Origin of the sequence: Peribacillus sp. NPDC101480 (assembly GCF_050277335.1) — a bacterium.
GTDB lineage: Bacteria > Bacillota > Bacilli > Bacillales > DSM-1321 > Peribacillus.
The window spans coordinates 211006-229755 of record NZ_JBNNSB010000001.1 but is presented as its reverse complement, the minus strand read 5'-3'; the positions used below and the strand labels follow the sequence as shown (position 1 = coordinate 229755).

21 protein-coding genes and 1 riboswitch are annotated in these 18750 nt (G+C 40.4%); of the genes, 4 read left to right on the top strand and 17 right to left on the bottom strand.

The window, feature by feature from the left end:
• Nucleotides 1-53: 53 nt before the first annotated feature.
• The 10 genes from ACQKMF_RS01230 to ACQKMF_RS01185 all read right to left on the bottom strand — a co-directional run bounded on the left by ACQKMF_RS01230 (nucleotide 54) and on the right by ACQKMF_RS01185 (nucleotide 8827).
• Entirely contained in the window at nucleotides 54-1253 is a 1200-nt protein-coding gene (locus ACQKMF_RS01230) for a phosphoglycerate dehydrogenase (RefSeq protein WP_260358566.1), read from the bottom strand.
• 106 nt (nucleotides 1254-1359) lie between these two features.
• A riboswitch (ZMP/ZTP riboswitch) is annotated at nucleotides 1360-1438 on the bottom strand.
• A gap of 109 nt (nucleotides 1439-1547) precedes the next feature.
• A complete protein-coding gene (locus ACQKMF_RS01225; protein ID WP_427571439.1) occupies nucleotides 1548-2888 on the bottom strand; it encodes a sugar porter family MFS transporter in 1341 nt (446 codons plus the stop codon).
• 22 nt (nucleotides 2889-2910) lie between these two features.
• Nucleotides 2911-3336: an RbsD/FucU family protein gene (locus ACQKMF_RS01220; RefSeq protein WP_427571437.1), complete on the bottom strand. Its 426-nt coding sequence runs from the start codon at nucleotides 3334-3336 to the stop codon at nucleotides 2911-2913.
• A complete protein-coding gene (locus tag ACQKMF_RS01215; RefSeq protein WP_427571435.1) occupies nucleotides 3329-4243 on the bottom strand; it encodes a fumarylacetoacetate hydrolase family protein in 915 nt (304 codons plus the stop codon). Before ACQKMF_RS01215 ends, ACQKMF_RS01220 begins: the two co-directional genes overlap by 8 nt.
• 15 nt (nucleotides 4244-4258) lie before the next feature.
• Nucleotides 4259-5032, bottom strand: coding sequence for an SDR family NAD(P)-dependent oxidoreductase (locus tag ACQKMF_RS01210; RefSeq protein ID WP_427571433.1), 774 nt, complete (start codon nucleotides 5030-5032; stop codon nucleotides 4259-4261).
• Complete coding sequence (locus ACQKMF_RS01205; protein WP_260358571.1) at nucleotides 5029-5844, bottom strand: SDR family NAD(P)-dependent oxidoreductase; 816 nt, start codon at nucleotides 5842-5844, stop codon at nucleotides 5029-5031. The genes ACQKMF_RS01210 and ACQKMF_RS01205 overlap by 4 nt, the downstream gene beginning before the upstream one ends.
• Nucleotides 5845-5874: 30 nt before the next feature.
• Complete coding sequence (locus ACQKMF_RS01200; RefSeq protein ID WP_427571430.1) at nucleotides 5875-7038, bottom strand: UxaA family hydrolase; 1164 nt, start codon at nucleotides 7036-7038, stop codon at nucleotides 5875-5877.
• Entirely contained in the window at nucleotides 7035-7364 is a 330-nt protein-coding gene (locus ACQKMF_RS01195; RefSeq protein WP_350300085.1) for a UxaA family hydrolase, read from the bottom strand. Before ACQKMF_RS01195 ends, ACQKMF_RS01200 begins: the two co-directional genes overlap by 4 nt.
• Complete coding sequence (locus tag ACQKMF_RS01190; protein ID WP_260358574.1) at nucleotides 7345-8208, bottom strand: amidohydrolase family protein; 864 nt, start codon at nucleotides 8206-8208, stop codon at nucleotides 7345-7347. The genes ACQKMF_RS01195 and ACQKMF_RS01190 overlap by 20 nt, the downstream gene beginning before the upstream one ends.
• 175 nt (nucleotides 8209-8383) lie before the next feature.
• Nucleotides 8384-8827, bottom strand: a complete 444-nt coding sequence (locus ACQKMF_RS01185) for an ATP-dependent metallopeptidase FtsH/Yme1/Tma family protein (protein ID WP_427571428.1) — start codon at nucleotides 8825-8827, stop codon at nucleotides 8384-8386.
• A 171-nt stretch (nucleotides 8828-8998) separates the two neighbouring features.
• Here ACQKMF_RS01185 and ACQKMF_RS01180 point away from each other — a divergent pair, with 171 nt between their 5' ends.
• The gene (locus ACQKMF_RS01180) at nucleotides 8999-9514 is read left to right on the top strand and encodes a GNAT family N-acetyltransferase (protein ID WP_402939665.1); all 516 of its coding nucleotides are present in this window, start codon (nucleotides 8999-9001) and stop codon (nucleotides 9512-9514) included.
• Between the two features lie 52 nt (nucleotides 9515-9566).
• Here ACQKMF_RS01180 and ACQKMF_RS01175 read toward each other — a convergent pair whose 3' ends face one another.
• Together ACQKMF_RS01175 and ACQKMF_RS01170 are read right to left on the bottom strand one after the other, a co-directional pair.
• Nucleotides 9567-10583, bottom strand: a complete 1017-nt coding sequence (locus ACQKMF_RS01175) for a LacI family DNA-binding transcriptional regulator (RefSeq protein ID WP_260358577.1) — start codon at nucleotides 10581-10583, stop codon at nucleotides 9567-9569.
• Nucleotides 10584-10739: 156 nt separating this feature from the next.
• The gene (locus ACQKMF_RS01170) at nucleotides 10740-11156 is read right to left on the bottom strand and encodes a VOC family protein (RefSeq protein WP_101223282.1); all 417 of its coding nucleotides are present in this window, start codon (nucleotides 11154-11156) and stop codon (nucleotides 10740-10742) included.
• Between the two features lie 578 nt (nucleotides 11157-11734).
• On the opposite strand from ACQKMF_RS01170, the gene ACQKMF_RS01165 reads away from it, so the two are divergent.
• Nucleotides 11735-12313 carry a hypothetical protein gene (locus ACQKMF_RS01165; RefSeq protein ID WP_427571425.1) on the top strand — a complete coding sequence of 193 codons (579 nt, stop codon included), beginning with the start codon at nucleotides 11735-11737 and terminating at the stop codon, nucleotides 12311-12313.
• A gap of 112 nt (nucleotides 12314-12425) precedes the next feature.
• On the opposite strand, the gene ACQKMF_RS01160 is transcribed toward ACQKMF_RS01165, so the two are convergent.
• The 3 genes from ACQKMF_RS01160 to ACQKMF_RS01150 form a co-directional block, all read right to left on the bottom strand.
• Nucleotides 12426-12917 (bottom strand): PTS sugar transporter subunit IIA, encoded by a 492-nt coding sequence (locus tag ACQKMF_RS01160; protein ID WP_101223285.1) that lies wholly within the window; start codon nucleotides 12915-12917, stop codon nucleotides 12426-12428.
• An 80-nt stretch (nucleotides 12918-12997) separates the two neighbouring features.
• Nucleotides 12998-13384: an iron chaperone gene (locus ACQKMF_RS01155; protein WP_427571422.1), complete on the bottom strand. Its 387-nt coding sequence runs from the start codon at nucleotides 13382-13384 to the stop codon at nucleotides 12998-13000.
• A gap of 94 nt (nucleotides 13385-13478) precedes the next feature.
• Entirely contained in the window at nucleotides 13479-14123 is a 645-nt protein-coding gene (locus tag ACQKMF_RS01150) for an alpha/beta hydrolase (RefSeq protein WP_427571420.1), read from the bottom strand.
• A 199-nt stretch (nucleotides 14124-14322) separates the two neighbouring features.
• Here ACQKMF_RS01150 and blaOXA point away from each other — a divergent pair, with 199 nt between their 5' ends.
• Nucleotides 14323-15114: a class D beta-lactamase gene (gene blaOXA, locus ACQKMF_RS01145; RefSeq protein WP_101223288.1), complete on the top strand. Its 792-nt coding sequence runs from the start codon at nucleotides 14323-14325 to the stop codon at nucleotides 15112-15114.
• Nucleotides 15115-15304: 190 nt separating this feature from the next.
• Entirely contained in the window at nucleotides 15305-15964 is a 660-nt protein-coding gene (locus tag ACQKMF_RS01140) for a DUF1796 family putative cysteine peptidase (protein WP_427571418.1), read from the top strand.
• A gap of 236 nt (nucleotides 15965-16200) precedes the next feature.
• Here ACQKMF_RS01140 and ACQKMF_RS01135 read toward each other — a convergent pair whose 3' ends face one another.
• Nucleotides 16201-17958, bottom strand: coding sequence for a SulP family inorganic anion transporter (locus tag ACQKMF_RS01135; RefSeq protein ID WP_260358583.1), 1758 nt, complete (start codon nucleotides 17956-17958; stop codon nucleotides 16201-16203).
• Between the two features lie 16 nt (nucleotides 17959-17974).
• Entirely contained in the window at nucleotides 17975-18556 is a 582-nt protein-coding gene (locus tag ACQKMF_RS01130) for a beta-class carbonic anhydrase (protein ID WP_427571416.1), read from the bottom strand.
• Between the last annotated feature and the right edge of the window lie 194 nt (nucleotides 18557-18750).

The window sequence follows — 18750 nt, the reverse complement described above, 5'->3', positions numbered from 1 at the left end:
CTCCTTAAAGGAATTGAGGCTTTCACTATTAATCATCTTTCTTCCGTTTCCAATTAGATAATACGAGTTGTAACGATGCCTTCGATTTGTTTGATTTTTTCTTCCAAGCCAGGAATGATATCACCGTTTACTTCACCGTCAATGTCGATGATCGTATATGCATATCCCCCACGGCTTCTGTTAACCATGTCAGCGATGTTCAGATTAAAGCCAGATACAGCCAGCGTGATTTGCCCAACCATGTTCGGAACGTTTTCGTGGAAAGTTGCCACACGACGGTTTCCTGTATAAGGAAGGGACGTGTTCGGGAAATTCACAGAGTTCTTGATATTCCCTGTTTCTAAAAAGCTCTTCAACTGACGAGCTGCCATGATGGCACAGTTTTCCTCTGACTCTAGCGTAGAGGCACCAAGATGCGGAATTGGAACGACATTTTTCATTTTCAACACGTTTTCATTCGGGAAGTCTGTAATGAACTTGCCTACTTTTCCGCTTTCAAGTGCAGCTTGCATATCATCTTCATTCACTAGCTCGCCGCGTGAGAAATTCAAGATATGTACGCCCGGCTTCATGATGCTGAATGTTTCTTGGTTGAACATTCCTCTTGTGTCGTCAGTTAATGGAACGTGTACTGTAATATAATCAGATTCTGCAAACAATTCTTCAATCGTCATGGCGCGCTGTACATTGCGTGACAAGTTCCAAGCTGTATCAACAGAGATGAACGGGTCAAAGCCAATGACATCCATGTCCAAATCAAGCGCATCATTCGCTACAAGTGCACCGATCGCTCCTAAACCGATTACGCCAAGTGTTTTTCCCTTGATTTCCTTACCAACGAATTGTTTCTTTCCTGCTTCAACAAGCTTCGGAATTTGTTCTCCTTCGCCTTCAAGCGTCTTTGTCCAAGCCACACCGGCAAAAAGGTTACGAGATGAAGCCATTAATGTCGTCAGAACCATTTCTTTTACAGCGTTTGCGTTAGCCCCAGGTGTATTGAAAACGACAATTCCCTGCTCGGTGCATTTGTCGACCGGAATATTATTGACTCCAGCCCCTGCCCTTGCGATTGCCTTTAACTGATCGCCGAATTCCATAGTATGCATGTTAAAGCTGCGAAGAACGATTGCATCAGGGTTTTCACTGTCATTATCAACCGTAAAATCCCCTTTGTTGAATACATTCAGTCCGCTTTCGGCAATATTATTTAACGCCTTGATCGTTTTCACTTTTTCTAAAAGAATTGTGCTCATTTTGTTTGCTCCTCTTTTGAATATGATAGTTTTGAAATTTCAAAATACTGACTTTAAACCTTCACTATCTGTTAATATACAGAAAGAGGCAAGGGATAAAATCCCTTACCTCTGCCCAGGCGAACGGCTACGACACTATGTGTTCCCTCACGGTTATCCGTGTTTCGCCAGTTGCACATAGTCTTTTTCATTTATTTCATTCTATCAAACTATTCTGCAATCTTCAATATCAAATTATATGTTTATCCCTTTTTTTGCAGAATCCACAACTCACCACGACTGCGAATGCCGGACTCAAGCAGGTTTAATCGCTTTTGCCAAATCTTGTTCACGCCAGTATTCTTCAATTTCCTCCAATGATTTCCCTTTTGTTTCAGGAGTTTTATAGTGTATGAATACGCAAGCTACCACTGATAAGAACGCATAGATGAGAAAGACGTTATTGCCAATGACACTTAACAGTGGCGGGAACGTGTATGAAAAAAGGAAGTTCAATGTGTATTGTAAAAAGGTGATGACTCCCATTCCGATCGCTCTTGCCTGCAATGGCAGCACTTCCGGTATGAATAGCCAGAAGACAGGGCCAAGGCCGATTCCGAATGCGAAGACATATAAGAACACACAAACCATGCTGAAGATCGTATAATCCGAAAATAGTGCCAATCCGATCAGTGGCAGGACCTGACCGCCAATACTGTAGATTAGCAGCGTTTTTCTGCCTAGTTTATCAACGATGAATAACGAGATGGCAGTGGAAACGACCAAGGCCGTCCCGATTCCGAAGTTTGCTATATTGGAACCGCTCCATCCGTTGATTTCAACCCCTTCGAAAATGATCGGGGCAAAGTATACAACGGCATTGATTCCCGTGAAGACTTGGAAGAATGTTAAGATGAAATTCATATTCAATATTTTTTTATATTGGTGCACTAAATGTTTGAATCCTACGCTCTGCTGTTTAAGGGAATGATTGATATCACTTATTTCATCTTCCACTTCTTGCTTCGTTCCCCTTAGTTTCATCAAGACCTTCCTTGCACGGTCTTCCTTTCCTGCAGCCATGAGCCACCGTGGGCTTTCCGGTGAGATAAGCATTCCAAATGTGAAGATTGCTGCTGGAATGATCCCGATTCCGAGCATGATTCTCCAAGATCCGCTAGCGGAGAAGGAAGCACCCACTATGTAAGCACTCAATATCCCGACGTTTACACTTAGTTGATATAAAGCGCCGATCAATCCCCTGATTTTAGGAGGAGCCAATTCCACCAAATAAATAAGTGAACACATATTGGCTATTCCGCAGCCGATTCCCAGGATGAACCGCGATGCAATTAAAACGCTTACATTTGTAGCGAAGGCACAACCAATCGACCCGACGATGAATGTGATGCCCGCTCCAATCAGGAGTGATTTCCTTCCAAGCACCTTAGATAGTGAAGTGGAAAGGACGATAGCAGGCAATGCCCCTAATAACAGGAAACTTACTATCAATCCTTGACCCGACGGGCTTAGTCCAAACTCTTCGGTGATGAATGGAATCGCTGGAGAAATGGCACCGGAATCGAAACCATATAATAGTCCGGCCAACCCGCCAAAAATCGCATAAACATACATAATATTCGGAATCTTTTGCAAAGCAATCACTCCTTTTAGTAAATTAAAGTACACCTTTTTTCAATATGAGATTTGCATACTGTGCTCGTTCACTAGTTGCGATAATGGCATAGGCCGCTTTACTTCGTTCGTAAAAGTCCATTCGTTCCAGTTTTCCGATTTTGATAGGAATATCGTTCGTTTTTTTCATTATATCTTCATAACTCTTCCAGATTGCAGGGCTTTTTTCATCACCTTCCACAGGATTCATCAATATGACGGGATGTTTCACATACGTATCGAGTGGAAAGAATGCCAATATCGCTTGCAGGAAGTCGGCCACGCCATGTCCATGGCCGTTGATGATCCGGCTTGAATGACTTGCAGCCGGATAATTCCCGTCTGCAAGTACGATTTCATCACCGTGCCCCATCTCCATCATGATCTTCATCAATTCAGGAGAAAGTATTGGCGGAATTCCTTTAAGCATTCGTCAAAGCCTCTTCGCTTTCAGCGACAAATGTGTTCGTGAGTGATCCCAGTTTTTCGATTTCAACGGTGACCACATCCCCTGGCTGAATATAAACACGCTGTTCGGCCGGTAAACCCAATACGACTCCTTCAGGTGTACCTGTCAATATAAGATCGCCCGGTTCCAATGTCATATGCTTGGAAATATAACTGATGATTTCCGCGCATGAAAAGATCATATCTGATGTATTGGAATTCTGTCTTAGTTCTTCATTAACATACGTTTTCAATTGCAGGTCGTTTGGATTCCCCACTTCGTCCGCTGTTACCAGGTAAGGGCCAACAGGACTGAAATCATCACAGGTTTTCCCAAGCAGCCATTGCGGCGTCCTCATTTGCAGATCTCTTGCCGACAAATCGTTGACCGTACAATACCCGAACACATGGGAGAGTGCTGCTTCTTCGGAAACGTTTTTTGTCTTTTTGCCGATCACGATTCCGAGTTCCACTTCATAGTCCAGTTCATTCGTTACGATTGGTATGGCAATCTCACATCCGTGACCCGTTAATGTATTATCAAACTTGTTAAATAAGATTGGCACTTCAGGATACGGTGCATTGGTTTCATCTGCATGTCTTTTGTAATTCAACCCAACACAAATGATTTTATGCGGCTTTGTTATACTGGGACCGAATGTGAGCCCTTTCTCTTCAATTACTTCAGCCATTCCTTCTTTGACAGCTTCATGGACCTTATTTTCAAATTCGTCCCGTTCGGATTGGCTGAAGTTTATCACTTGCATCACATCCGACACGATTTGGTTCCATTCATTCCTCTTCGCCGTTTCTTCGATATCTATTAAATGATCCTCAACTTGAACGGCAAGTTTTTGCTGTTCGTCTTTAATAAAAGTAGCCAATTTCATCGTTTCTTCCCCCTTTTATGCATTTTTCCCAAAAACAACCCCACCATCGATATATAAAGGCGATCCCATCATGAACGCAGACTCATCCGAAGCTAGGAACAGTGCCGCTTTTGCTACATCACTAGGTCTGCCCAAATCGCCGCTCAATTGTCTTTTCTTGATCGTGCCGATGGCAACCTCAGGATCGTCATATGAAGTTTTCAAGTAATTTTCGACGAACGGTGTCAAGATCGTACCCGGCAATAAAGCGTTCACCCGAATATTATAAGGTGCATAATCCACTTGCATCGCTTTCGTTAAAGCCAGTACGGCTCCTTTCGTTGCAGAGTATGCGGCACGTTTCACGAGACCCATTTCCGCTGCACATGATGACATATTGATAACGACCCCGCTTTTTTGTTCCATCATATAAGGAATCGTGTATTTAGAAGGCAGATAAACCCCCTTCACATTCACGCTCATGATGCGGTCCCACACATCCGGTTCCACTTCGTCCACCCTGCCTACGTTTGAGATTCCGGCATTGTTGAATAATATGTCTATTTTCTTATAGGTTTCGATTATCTGGGAGATTGCGGATTGAACCGCTTCCGGATTCGTTACATCCACCTCATAAAATGCCGCTTTCCCGCCAGCCTCCTCTATTTCAGAAACGGTGCCCTGCCCGTTTTCAGCATGAATATCGGTAATGATGACAAATGCGCCTTCACTAGCAAATAAACGGGCTGATTCCTTCCCGATCCCGCTTCCACCGCCAGTGATGACAGCGATTTTATTTTGCAGTCTCATGACGTTACCTCCTGCTCATGATTCATATGATCTTCAGGCTGCGCCGCTTTCACCGTTAAACCGCCATCCACCATTAACAGATGCCCGTTGATTTGCATGGCTTCATCGGAAGCCAAAAATACGACGGAGTCGCCAATTTGTTTTTCGGTCCCAAGTCTCTTCATCGGATTGGCTTCAATCTCTTTTGCGAGAATTTGCGGATCCTCCAAATATTCCTCACACATATCCGTCGCAACGGTGCTTGGGCCGACAGCATTCACATTGATATTGTATTTGCCTAGCTCAATCGCCAATGCCTTCGTTAAATGCGAAGCAGCTGCTTTCGATGAAATATAGTGGGGAATGACCGGACTCGTGACAAGGACGCTAGCCGTTGATGTAATATTGATGATCTTGCCATATTTATTTTCAATCATTCGCTTCGCCACTCTTTGTGTCGTCAAAAAGATTGATTTCACATTTGTTCGGTACGTATCATCCCATGTCTCTTCCGAAAGGCTCAAAAAAGGCTCAAACGGTGCAATACCAGCATTATTCACTAGAATATCCACCGTTCCCAACTCTTTTTCCACTTCATTGATCATGGCATCGACATCTTCCTTCACCCCAACGTTCGCTTTCACGACGATCGCTTTGATATGAAATTCGGATTCTACTTTTTCTTTTAACGCATTCGCTTTTTCAAATGACCCCGGCGATGTATAGTTGATCGCCACATTGGCACCCTCTTCAGCCAATCTCATGACAATCGCTGCACCGATTCCCCGGCTGCCTCCTGTGACAAGTGCTGTTCGATTATTCAATTTACCCATATGAATTCTCCTCCCTTTTCCTATCTGTTTCTAAAGGCTGATGCTGATCCGGCTGATGCTAAATTCCTGATGTCCAAGAATTTCCGCCTTTGTCAGTTCACCTTGTGCTGTTCTAGCAATCGTTTCAAAAATGCGATTTCCTGCATCCTCCGTCGTTTCTTTCCCTTTCATGACTGGGCTTGTATCAATATCGATGTTATCGATCATCTTGATTGCCGTATGTTCATTTCCCGTTATTTTGATGACCGGGATAATCGGGTTTCCTGTCGGTGTCCCTCTTCCTGTCGTAAAGCAGACCATATGTACACCCGCGGCCGCCATGCCTGAAACACACTCGATATCATTCCCCGGGGAATCCATGAAGTAATAGCCATTACCCGGGATCTCTTCCGCAAATGATAAGACATCGTTCAAGGGGGCCGTACCTGCTTTACTAATGCAGCCAAGCGATTTTTCCTCGATGGTCGAGAGCCCTCCCTCAATATTGCCCGGGCTCGGGTTTCCGCCACGCATATCTGCCCCGATGCGTTCCACTTCTTTTTCGAATCTATCAACATATGCATATAGTTTATTGGCCACTTCTTCACTCACTGCTTTTTGGGCAACAATATGTTCAGCTCCGATGATTTCCGTGGTTTCACCCATTACGATTGTACCGCCCTGTTTCAAGAGCTGATCAGCGGTTTTCCCTAAAGCGGGATTGCTGCACAGACCGGATGTAGCATCGGAACCGCCGCATTTCACACCTACTATCAATTCTGAAATGGGGGCATCCACTTGCGGCACTTTTTCGAGTTCCAGAAATAAACCCTTCGCCACTTCAGTCCCCTTCTTAATCGCGTTTATCGTCCCGCCTGCATCTTGGATATCAAGCCACTCCACAGGTTTTCCCGTTTCTTCTTCGATTTCCCGTTTCAATACTTTGGCATCAATCACCTCACAGCCCAAGCTGATCAACAGAACCGCACCAACGTTCGGGTTTTTCCCCATTCCGCCAAGAAGTTTATGTGTACGTTCTTTGTCATCACCAATCTGGCTGCACCCATGCTGATGCGGAATGGCCACTGATTGCGGTACAGCTTGCTGGATTCTGTTGGCCACATGATTGGCGCAAATGACGGTAGGGATGATCAATAGATGATTACGGATTCCAAATTTGCCATTTGAACGGCGATACCCTTTTATCCTGCTCATTGTGTTTGCTCCCCTTCCGCCTTATCTCCTCTTCCTCTGATTCCCTCAATATTATGTATGTGGACATGTTCACCAGGCTCGATATCCATCGTGGCTGCACCGATTACTTCTCCATATTTGATGACCGTCGCCGATCGCTGAATCGGTTTGATTGCGATTTTATGCCCAAAAGGAATCGAACGCTTTGCTTCCACTTCCATTTTTTGTCCATTGATGACATAGAGTAATGTTTCCCCTTCTTTTACATCTTTCAATGAAGTCGCTACATTATCCTGATCAGACATGACGATGCTTGTAACGTCCTGTTCATAAGCTAACTGGCCCATTTCGCTCTCCCCTTTCTTTTAGTTTGTAAAAGGCTTCAGCATTTCCAGAAAATATCCCATCCACTTCAGCTTGTGTTAAAGTTTCCGGTAAATTCCCTTTAATGACCCTCACTGCGTCTTCATAGCCTCCAGCTGATAAACATACAGGCCAATCGCTGCCGAAAAGTAAACGGTCCGGCCCGAATGCCCGAACAATATGTTGTATGTATGGCTTAAAGTCTTCCGCCTTCCACATTGCAGGATCTGCTTGGGTCAATAAACCCGACAGTTTGCACCAAATGTTCGGAAACTGTGACAAAGTATTCATTTCTTCTTGCCATTTGTTTAATTCCCCTGCTGATATATTCGGTTTAGCCATATGGTCGATGATGGCCTTTAGGTTAGGAAGCGTTTTCATCAATGTTAAAACAGATGAAATATGTTTATGATTAATCAACAAATCCACCGGAAGATCATATCGAATAAGCTGTTTCAAATTTTCCACAACTTGTTCCTGTAAAATCCAAGCACTGTCTTCCAGATCCTGCAACATGGGACGTAAACCAACAATTCCCGGTCTTGTCATTAAAGAATCCAATTGCTCCGGGAATGATGGAGCAGATAAGTCAAGCCAGCCCACCACACCATATATCCAGTCATGGCGGTCATACAAGGATAATAGAAATAAAGTCTCTTCATAGGTTGGAGCCGCTTGTACAAGGACGGTCCCCGAAATATCATTCTTATGTATTAAGGGCGATAAATCGTCGGGAAGATAATCCCGATAAAGGACTCCCATATCATTTGTAAGCCAAGAGTAATCACCTCGGTCAATTCTCCAAAAATGCTGATGTGCATCAATCATCAGGCTGACCTCCTCTTGTTATTTTTATGTTACCGGTAACATAAAAATAACAGCAATATTTTAAATTGTCAATAAATTAAACGAAATCTTTTAAACTATCTAAAACGGAATTACCATTTTCAACTCTTGTTAATAAGAAAACTCGCCATTCCCAATTGGAACGGCGAGTTTTTAATCATTTAGAATGTTTCATTCTTTTCATGACAAATAGAAATAGAAAACTAACAAAAATCAGGATAAAAATGATCATGAACGGAATGGTCGTTGTTAAAAGGGTGACCCATCCGCTTGTCTCTGTGTCTGGGATAAACTCAATTTTCCCTATATCATGTTCCCTTATGGCGTTATTCATTCTGTCTAGCGATATTTCACTATTTGTTACAGACGCGATAAAGTATTGATCCTTTTCATACCCTACCAGCCGACCTCTAATTTCATAAACACTATTTTGTGACTCCACCTTTAAAAATGTCACTTTCCCATCCTCTAAAGTTGTAAAAAATTCATCCTCAGTTAATTTCTCAGTCGGTTCTTCGTCATTATAAAAAACTAGCACAACCCCCAAGGTAACCAAGAAGATTAATAAATAAAATACTTTACTAGGGAAATTCCGCATCATCTCATACCTTCTTCCACATTAAACAAACTATAGGAAATAGTAACATAAAAAGTTAATTATTAGAAATCAAACTGTGGATACTCTTGGAATATATCAGGCCGATCAGTTGCAAAATGGATAATATTAGTAAAATATAGGGGATATAGCAAACTTAAAAAAGGAGGAACTAATATGCTAATAAGACAGGCATCGGTTGCAGATGCGGAAGGTATTGCAATAGTCCACGTGGATTGCTGGCGAACTACTTATAAAGAAATAATGCCGAGTGATTTTTTAGATAATCTGTCTTATGAGAAAAGGAAAGACATATGGATAAAGAATATTAATAGAGATGGTAATTATGTTTATGTCGCAGAAAATAACAAAGGAAAAATAGTTGGATTTATAGATGGCGGGAAAAGGGATACGAATCAAGTTGAGAATTCCGGTGATTTAACTGCTATATATATCCTCGAAAATTTTCAAAGAATGGGGATAGGTAAGAAACTCATCAAAGAGTTATTTTTAAAATTCGAGGCACTGGGATTTAAGACAATATTCGTTGAAGTGCTTGAAGACAATAAATCTCGATTCTTCTATGAGGCATTTGGTGCTGAATTGCTTAAAACCGAAAAAATCAAAATGGCTGGTGCTGAATTGAATCTATTGGTTTATGTGTGGAAGGATATTAGCCAAGTATTGTTATGAGCGACATGCCACTGGAGAGGCCACTTATTCTTTGGCCAAAAAAAAACTCCTATTATTTTATAGGAGCTCCAGATGATTTCCTGATTACCAATTCTGGCTTTAAATTGATCGTCCGATAGTCGGCAGGACCGACTTCATCCACTCGCTCGATCACTAATTGTGTTCCTAAATATCCGAAGTCGTAAGCGGGCTGTGAAGATACGGTTAAAAAGGGATCGAAATCCGAGAATAATTCTAAGTCGTCAAAGCAAACGACAGAAATGTCTTCAGGTACTTTAATCTGTTTTTCTCGTAAACTTTTTATAATTTTGATGGCAATGAAATTATTGGCGGCAAAAATTGCTGTTGGACGCTCAGAGGGCGGAACATTCATCAATCCGTCAATACCGTTCCATTGCTTTTCCTGTTTGTAATGAGTCTCTATTACGAAAGACTGATCGATGTTCAAATCATTTATTTTCAGCGTTTCAATATACGCCTGATAACGCTCTTTCGAAGTGGAAATCGTTAGCGGACCATGAACCATCGCGATTCGTTCGTGTCCAAAATCGATAAGATGCTGAAGAAGCTTTTTCGTTCCTTCATAGTTATCACCAAGCACCCGATCACATGAAACATCTTGAATTTGCCTATCTATCAATGTAAATGGAATCCTGTTTTTAATTAATTTCTTCAAATTTTTTGTCGATTGATCGCCTGTTGGGGCAATAATGACGCCATCCACCCGTTTTGAAATCAATGCATCGATATATTCACTCTCTTTTTCGTAATCCTCATCGGTATTGCATAAAATGAGCTGATACCCCATTTGATTGGCCTTATCTGCGGCCCCTCTCGCTACTTGGGTGAAAAAAGGGTTGGTGATATCGGTTATGATTAATGAAAGCAGCTTCGTTCTTTTAATATTCAAACTTTGGGCTGCGGAATTCGGTATATAGTTCAACTCTTTAATGACCGCTTCAACTTTTTCCCTTGTCTTTTCACTGATATTTCCTTTATTATTAATAACTCTCGATACAGTCATCGTTGATACATTCGCTTTTTTCGCAATATCGTAAATTGTCGTCACTTTTTGTACCCGCCTTTACATTATCCCTTATATTGTATCATAAGTATAAATGGTTATTTTATACTTTAGCACTTGGAAGATCATGTTGACCCGGATACGGCATTGAACTTCAAAAAAGGCACAGTCCTTCGTGAAGGATTGTGCCTTGCTTTTGGTTTAATTTTGGTTAAATCCGCTTTCGTCCATGTAAAATACTTCCCAAGAATGTCCGTCGATATCCAGAAAACTCCAACCATACATGAAACCATGATCAATGGCTTCGTTAAAAGGCTTTCCGCCAACATCCAGTGCCCTATTCACGATCTCATCGACTTCTTCCTTACTTTTAACGGAAAGGGCGACGATGGCTTCGGTACTCGCTGCAGAATCCGGGATCTCCTTCTTGGTAAACGTTTTAAAGTAGTCTTCCACCAATAACATGACATATATGGACTCGCTGATAACCATGCATGTCGCATTTTCATTGGTCATTTGCTCGTTAAACTCAAAGCCGACCTTTGTGAAAAATTCTACTGAGGCATCCAAATCTTTAACAGGCAAGTTTACAAAGATCTTTTCTGCTTGAACTCCCATCCAATCACCCTCACTTGATTTATTTGTTCACTCACCTACTATTCGCTGCATTTTTCGATTATCCTGCTTGCAGCAGTGATTGCATTCACATTGAACAGATACAACCTTAGTCACGGGGAACATTCTAATTCACCTACTTAAAGTATTTCAAATATTAAACAGGCTGATTCAATTTTAAAACAACCTGGGAGTTTACCTTAAGAAACTTTTAAGAAGTATATCCCTCTCCCCTTGCTACTTCAACATTGGATCGTGCATAAAAATTGAAATTCGTATACCGGATGGTTTCATAACTAAAACACTTCTTCTCTTTTTTGAAATAAAAATTATATAATTCCATGCTTTACTAAAATTAATTACTCTTAAGGAGGCATGCATATGAAAATTAGTATTAAAACATGAAGTATCCGGAAAATTTTCTGATTTCAGTTGTTTTACCAAGATTGATCCCAATCATTTCGTCCTCCAATAGCCATGCCCTATTATGCAAGTAGCGCAAATCCTCGTTTTGCAAATGCAATACAAGTTCAAAAAATAGATGGGAAACAACATTACCCTATGGGATAGGTGGTTCATAAATGGTTACCATTCAAACATATATATCAAAAAATAGTTATGATGCCATTGTTAATAAACATTTATTTGCTAACGAAGATTTTATCCCAATCCATCACTCAAGCGCTAACCAACTGGGAAATCAACAGTTATTTACTTCAAAAGGAACTTCCTTATACGGCACAGTCATTATATCTTATCAAAATCAATTTCTCTCGAGCTTTTATGATTGGGATGAGGTTGATGGTATTTGGTTTTCAATTTTACAGGCAATGTATGATTGTTTAAATACCGATATTGGCAACTTCGGCTTTTCTGAACGCTCTATGGGTTGGCAAATGCACAGGCTAAAAGAAAAGAATCCTGCTATATTATTCACATGGTACCATGGTTTAGCTAACAAAGAATGGAATGATATTCCTAAGAAATCCACAATAAGATTCCCTGAAAATGTGTTATTGAATAATTTAATAGAAAAGGGAACCAAGTTCTTAAGATTTAGAAATGCTCTATATGATAGCGGTCCAAGCCAAAATATTAACCAGTTAATTAACGATCTTAAATCATTTAATAGTGATTTAGGACATGTGCAATTGGATTAGTACACTGTGCTGAAGTCTTGCAGCTATATTAAAACAGTCCTTGCCGGCACTCGCCAGCAAGGACTGCTTTTCATGTACTAGAAGGCACCTGAAGTCTAATGGCCTTTTCTTGTTATTTCAAATAAACACTCATAATCTGTGTTTCTTTAATTTTTGCCTGGGTACTATTTGTTTTTTCCAGTTTTTCAACTAGCTCGCCATTCGTGATAACGATCGGAGTTACGATGCTTGGAGCTTTTGATTTTAGAAAATCGATATCAAATGTAACTAGCTTGTCTCCTGCTTTTACATTTTGCCCTTCTGCAACGTGGACTTCAAATCCCTCACCATTAAGGTTAACTGTTTCCAATCCAATATGAATCAACAATTCTATGCCATGCTTTGTGCGTAGGCCTAGCGCATGTTTAGTATGAAAAACCTGGATTACTTCTGCATCGATTGGAGATACAACCAACCCCTCCTCAGGAAGAATTGCTATTCCGTCCCCCATCATTTTACCGGAAAACACCGGATCTGGAACATCCTCAATATTTATTACTTGTCCATTAATAGGAGCAAGCAGTTGTTCCACACTCTCTTTTTTACCGAATAATTTTTTGAACATAATATTTCCACCTTTCCCTTTCGTTCTTGAATCTCACAATCAATAGTTAAATATTTGGTGAATTCCGATAATAGTTTTTGTTATTTTTTCTTTTTCAATTTCCCTTCTGCTTTCTTTTTATTCTGTTCCACTCTAAATTTAACCATCTCGGTTATTAATTCATAAGGAATTGGCTTGTTTAGCGGAAACTGAACTGCCCCTTTTGAACATTTATATTCAGATAAAGCAGATTCAAAAGCAGAGATCCCGCTTGGAGTTGGATAGAATCCTATATGTTTTTTATAGGCAGCGAAATGCACCAGATTTCCATATAAAACAAAGGTAGGCATTTGATAGCTTATCTTTTCTTCTGCATCCGGTGCTGCATCCTTTATGACTTTTCTTAACGTTTTTAATATTTCCTGAACTTCTTCGGGAAATTGTATAATGTATTCATCAATTGAATGAAATGTATTGGTACCCTCCATCTTTTCTCCCTTCTTAAATCCAAACTACAATACTCTTATTATAACATTCTCCCCCACCAATCCATGGATTGAATCCCTTTTGCATTTCGCTAACCTATATTTTTAAAAACTCTTCCATTCTATTCATTACACCTTCTAGCATGATAATCGTCCTTGAGGTATCGAAAGGTTCAATATCCAATGAATGATTTGCATGTGGGATTTTATCCATGCTTATATTCGTTTTATTTTCAATCGCTTGAATTTTAGCTGGAATATAATGATGATCTTTTTCTCCTATAACTATATGTGCTGAATGATTACTGCTCAATAATCCTTCAAAAACCGAATCGAACTTCAATAGCGGAGTGAGCAGTATCACTTTGGCATTCATAAACCGCTCACTTTTTATGATTCCATTGATGATGGGTATGGTGCCAAGTGATTTGCCTAGAAATACTGTTCCTTTATATTCATGATTTTGAAGTACTTCCGTAATGACGGGATTGATATCATTAACGATCACTTTTGTGATATCTACCAATGGATGCTTGAAAATATCCTGGTCGTAAGCGTAATGAATATGTACGACATCATACTGATTTTGAAGCATGATCATCGTCGAATAATAGAATAACGGCTTCTCATACGTGTACCCCGCACCTGAAAACATAAAACAAACTGCTGGATTTCCATTTTCAATATGTGTGTATGTAATTTCTTTTTCAATACTATTTATTTTTCTTTGGTTAACCTCCATGATAGATTCCTCCCCTTCTATCGTTTGCTTTTTATATTCATTAGCTACCTGCTGAATTCCTCCTTGATCGATACTATCTAGATAGATTCCAAGAATTAGGTTTCGTTTGTTATCAGGAATAGGTATACTTTAGCTATCAACCTATTTTATGGAAATTACTCTGATGATCGATCAATCCAGCCTTGAAGGAGAGTGTGTAATGAAAATCAAAGCGTTATGTTTCATTCTTGTCCTGCTAGTCACTGGTTCCATGAGTACGATTCATGCAAGTGCAAACGATCAAAAGGTGAAAAAACTGGATATCGGGGAGTCTTTCGATGGTGCGGAAGGTACAATGGTTCTCCAAAACTTAAAAAATGATAAAGTGTTTATCTATGATAAACAGAGAAGTAAGGTACGCTACACTCCAGAATCGACATTTAAAGTGGCGAATGCATTAATCGGCTTACAGACAAAGGCGGTAAGCGATGAATATGAAGTGAAGCGGTGGGATGGTGTAATCAGGGAATTTGAGGATTGGAACAGAGATCATACGCTGGCTTCAGCCATGAGGCATTCAGTGATCTGGTATTATCAAGCAATGGCCCGCGATATCGGGGCGGAAGATATGCAGCAATATGTGAACCTGATAGATTATGGGAATCATGATATCTCCGGGGGGATCGACCAGTTTTGGCTCGACAGCAGCATTAGGATTTCTGCCCGGGAACAAGTCCAATTCATCGAAAACCTTGTAGAAGAAAAACTGCCTATCGATAAGCAGCATATGAGAACCGTTAAGAGAATCATGATCAATGAAGAAGCAGACTCATATGTCCTCCATGGAAAAACCGGGACACGCCTTTCTGATATGGGGTTGGGCTGGTATGTGGGTTACATCGAAACGGACAAAGGAAAATGGGCCTTCGCAACGAACATCGACGGCAGCGGAAGCAAAGCCAAAACGATTACGCTGGATGCCCTGAAAGAGTTGGATATCATAGAAGAATAAAAGTTCACGCATGCTCTTAATTCTTGGGCATGCGTTTTGCTTTGTCTAAAAAGATATTTAAAACCATTTTAATACCTACAAATATTCAAGTTGGATTGAATGCTCTGAAGCCTTTTTTGGGTTTGTCCAATCAAAAAAAAGAAAATTTTCATCTAATATAGTATTGATAATATAGAAAGGGGGATTAATAGTGAAATTAACCGAAATCAAGAAATCTTATGATGTAATCATTCCTTGTGGCAGTGCTTGCACTCCCACTTTGAACCTAAGAAGACTTGGTTTAAGAAGATTCTCTTTGCCTCTTGACTGGGTCTATACTGAGTCATTTGCAGAAGTGGCCAGGCTATATAAAAATCAGTTCAAGGAATATATGGAATTGAGGAATTTGACTTTAGTAGATGGTTCCGGTACTTATTTTGATGATGACGTGGATATAAATGCTGTAAATACCTATTTGGTCAGAGATAACCATTATAAAGTTACTTCAGTTCACGATTTCCCCATCCTGCCTGATAAAGAATGGTTTGAAACATATCCTTATTTCAAAGAAAATTTAGATAAAAGAATTGCAAGATTCAATGAAACGATTAACAATAGTGATTCAATCCTATTTGTAAGATGGTCAACAAAATATGACCAAGCCTATTTGTTTCACCAAGAAATGCAGGACATGTTAAAAGAAAAAGAATTTAATGTATTAATATTAGTCCCCTCGGATGATGCTACAAGTATTTCTGAATTAGAATGGAACCTGGAAAATGTTTGTGTTTTAGAAGTTCCTAACCAAATTTGGGATGAGGCCATTTGGGATCATGTTTATAGTGGCATACAATTGAATAGTCTTGATTAATCACTGAGCTAATAACGCTAATGTATTAACTATTTCAAATTGGACGATTTTAGTTATTGTCTTAAATTTTTCATCGGGTCATCAACGCCTTTTCGCATCCTTATTTAGTTTTTTTAAGCAAATATCGTTTAGGCAATCATAAATCACATTAATCGCCCTTGGTGATGGTGAATTAATTAAAAAGGTTTAAGAGAAAGGCATCTGCCAAAAGCGGATGCCTTTCTCTTCTTTAGGAGTCAAGTTAATCCTATCTCCCGTTTTCTTTTCTGTTTTAATAACGCTGGCTTTTGAACTTGCTGTGAGAGTGCGGTACATTCAGCAAATGAAAACTGTTTACACCCTTTACAACGATTCTCATCCAGTTTGGATAAAGCCATATTAATGGCATCACCCGTACTGGAAAAGAACTGCTCTTCACCAACCAGTTTAGTAAAACCGGTTTTTTCGAGCATTTCTTTAGGTTCCTGTTGAATACCGGAAATCAACACTTGTAGTTTGTGGGACTTGAATCGCTTCACAATGTCTGTGAGAAGTGCTTCTCCCGAAGTATCAATGAATGACACATTGCTCATTCTTAATAGAAGGACTTTTGGTTTAGAACGCATCATATCTTCGATTTCTTCTTGCAGCCTTTCGATTGAACCAAAGAATAAAGGTCCTTCTATCGTATAAATGTTAATCTGCGGGCAGCTTGAACCTTGTTGCACCATTTCTGGTTTAACTAATTTATCAGCTGGATCTGGTAATACCTTTGATAATTTCAATGTACCGCTCATCAGTTTAACGAACGACAGGATGGCTAATAGTAATCCGATCCCTACACCTGTTGTCAGGTCAATCAATACGGTTAACACGAAGGTAACGATCAATACAACCGAGTCCATGGTTTTTGCTTTTAAGATATGCGAAAATTCTTTGCGTTCGCTCATGTTCCAGGCGACAAACATAAGAATGGGGGCCATGCTGGCCAAAGGAATGGCCGAAGCATAAGGAGCCAAACTGACTAACACGAGCAATACCACCAGCCCATGAATCACGCCTGATATGGGGGAGACAGCACCGTTTTTAATATTCGTTGCGGTACGGGCGATGGCACCTGTAGCCGGAATGCCTCCAAATAAAGGCGTAATCATATTGGTCAATCCTTGTCCCATCAGCTCTTTATTGCTGTTATGTTTACTGTTGGTCATGCCGTCTGCAACCACAGCGGATAATAGTGATTCAATTCCTCCTAGCATGGCAATGACCAAAGCAGCCGGAAGGAGTTCAATCACCAAACCGCCAGTGATCTGGGGAAACTGAAACTGGGGCAATGCATTAGGAATGGCGCCATAGGCCGATCCAATTGTCGCTACCTGACCTGGAAAGAATAAGCTGGCGACTAGAGTTGATACAATCAATCCCAGCAATGCTCCAGGGATTTTCGGTAAATATTTTGGAGTTAATATGACGAGAGTTAAACTTATGATAGCTACCAGTACACTATAGATATTCACTGTATTGAAGTTCAATAAGATTTCCTTCATATTTAAAAGAAAGGCCTCTTCTTTTTTTAAGTTACTGAGTCCAAAGAAATTGGCAATCTGGCCAGAGAAGATAATCACAGCAATTCCAGCAGTAAAGCCGATCGTAACTGGACGGGGAATAAACTTGATGAATCTTCCCAGTTTGAGGACACCCATAAGAAATATCATGATACCTGCCAGGAAGCCGGCGATTAACAGTTTTTCATATCCGTACTGCATGACCACACCTAACAAGACCGGGACAAAGGCCCCAGTCGGACCTGCAATTTGATATTTCGATCCACCAAAAAGGGAGACCATGATTCCTGCAATAATTGATGTGTACAGTCCATATTCCGGTCTTACTCCGGAAGCAATGGCAAAAGCCATCGCTAAAGGAATTGCTACTATCCCAACTACGACCCCTGCAACCAGGTCTTTCTGAAAATGGCCTAAGTTATACCCTTCAAGCCTGCTAGAACTCATCATTTTATCGCTCCTTCTTTTATTGAATTTGTATTTCACCCTTGCTATATCCATCTATGATTCGATCCAATTTACCCGTTTCGGGATGGATGACCATACCGTGAACGGCGATGGAATCCGGTAATAATGGATGCTTTTTGATCAAACGGACACTATTCGTTACACTCTCCTCAACGCATTGAAAACCCGTCAGCCACTTTGATAAATCAATACCAGAGTTTGTTAGGATATCAATTTGCTCCTGAGTGACTTTCTTCTCCTTTGCAGCATCAAGAAGTGAAGTGGATTGAAGCCCCACCATACCGCATCCGTGATGTCCGATCACACACACTTCCTCCACTTTTAGCTCATAAACAGCGACAAGGATACTGCGCATAATGCTGCCAAAGGGATGAGAAACAATAGCTCCAGCGTTTTTAATGATTTTCGCATCTCCATTTCTTAACCCCATCGCCTTTGGAAGCAATTCCAACAGACGGGTGTCCATGCATGTTATGATGACGATCTTTTTATCTGGATACTTTGTCGTTTGAAACTCTTTATATTTGTTTTGTTCGACAAACGTCTGGTTGTAATCCAGAATGCTAGAAATGACTGACATTATTTATTCTCCTTTCTCGTGTTGAAATATGATGGATATGTTCTATGTACAATAATCCAGATGCCTTTCATAAACGGTCTTATTTGGCTCTGTTTTATCATTTGGTGCTTTATTCCATGTTAGAGATATTAAATTAGAGTTAAATGATAGAAGGATTAGAAAATGGTGAGAATTATTACAGTTCCTTCTCTTTT

What these genes read in the sequence shown, in the direction of transcription:
- ACQKMF_RS01230 (WP_260358566.1), bottom strand. Translation starts at nt 1,253, where the DNA reads ATGAGCACAATTCTTTTAGAAAAAGTGAAAACGATCAAGGCGTTAAAT.
- ACQKMF_RS01220 (WP_427571437.1), bottom strand. Translation starts at nt 3,336, where the DNA reads ATGCTTAAAGGAATTCCGCCAATACTTTCTCCTGAATTGATGAAGATC.
- ACQKMF_RS01215 (WP_427571435.1), bottom strand. Translation starts at nt 4,243, where the DNA reads ATGAAATTGGCTACTTTTATTAAAGACGAACAGCAAAAACTTGCCGTT.
- ACQKMF_RS01210 (WP_427571433.1), bottom strand. Translation starts at nt 5,032, where the DNA reads ATGAGACTGCAAAATAAAATCGCTGTCATCACTGGCGGTGGAAGCGGG.
- ACQKMF_RS01205 (WP_260358571.1), bottom strand. Translation starts at nt 5,844, where the DNA reads ATGGGTAAATTGAATAATCGAACAGCACTTGTCACAGGAGGCAGCCGG.
- ACQKMF_RS01200 (WP_427571430.1), bottom strand. Translation starts at nt 7,038, where the DNA reads ATGAGCAGGATAAAAGGGTATCGCCGTTCAAATGGCAAATTTGGAATC.
- ACQKMF_RS01195 (WP_350300085.1), bottom strand. Translation starts at nt 7,364, where the DNA reads ATGGGCCAGTTAGCTTATGAACAGGACGTTACAAGCATCGTCATGTCT.
- ACQKMF_RS01190 (WP_260358574.1), bottom strand. Translation starts at nt 8,208, where the DNA reads ATGATTGATGCACATCAGCATTTTTGGAGAATTGACCGAGGTGATTAC.
- ACQKMF_RS01185 (WP_427571428.1), bottom strand. Translation starts at nt 8,827, where the DNA reads ATGATGCGGAATTTCCCTAGTAAAGTATTTTATTTATTAATCTTCTTG.
- ACQKMF_RS01180 (WP_402939665.1), top strand. Translation starts at nt 8,999, where the DNA reads ATGCTAATAAGACAGGCATCGGTTGCAGATGCGGAAGGTATTGCAATA.
- ACQKMF_RS01170 (WP_101223282.1), bottom strand. Translation starts at nt 11,156, where the DNA reads ATGGGAGTTCAAGCAGAAAAGATCTTTGTAAACTTGCCTGTTAAAGAT.
- ACQKMF_RS01165 (WP_427571425.1), top strand. Translation starts at nt 11,735, where the DNA reads ATGGTTACCATTCAAACATATATATCAAAAAATAGTTATGATGCCATT.
- ACQKMF_RS01160 (WP_101223285.1), bottom strand. Translation starts at nt 12,917, where the DNA reads ATGTTCAAAAAATTATTCGGTAAAAAAGAGAGTGTGGAACAACTGCTT.
- ACQKMF_RS01155 (WP_427571422.1), bottom strand. Translation starts at nt 13,384, where the DNA reads ATGGAGGGTACCAATACATTTCATTCAATTGATGAATACATTATACAA.
- ACQKMF_RS01150 (WP_427571420.1), bottom strand. Translation starts at nt 14,123, where the DNA reads ATGGAGGTTAACCAAAGAAAAATAAATAGTATTGAAAAAGAAATTACA.
- blaOXA (WP_101223288.1), top strand. Translation starts at nt 14,323, where the DNA reads ATGAAAATCAAAGCGTTATGTTTCATTCTTGTCCTGCTAGTCACTGGT.
- ACQKMF_RS01135 (WP_260358583.1), bottom strand. Translation starts at nt 17,958, where the DNA reads ATGATGAGTTCTAGCAGGCTTGAAGGGTATAACTTAGGCCATTTTCAG.
- ACQKMF_RS01130 (WP_427571416.1), bottom strand. Translation starts at nt 18,556, where the DNA reads ATGTCAGTCATTTCTAGCATTCTGGATTACAACCAGACGTTTGTCGAA.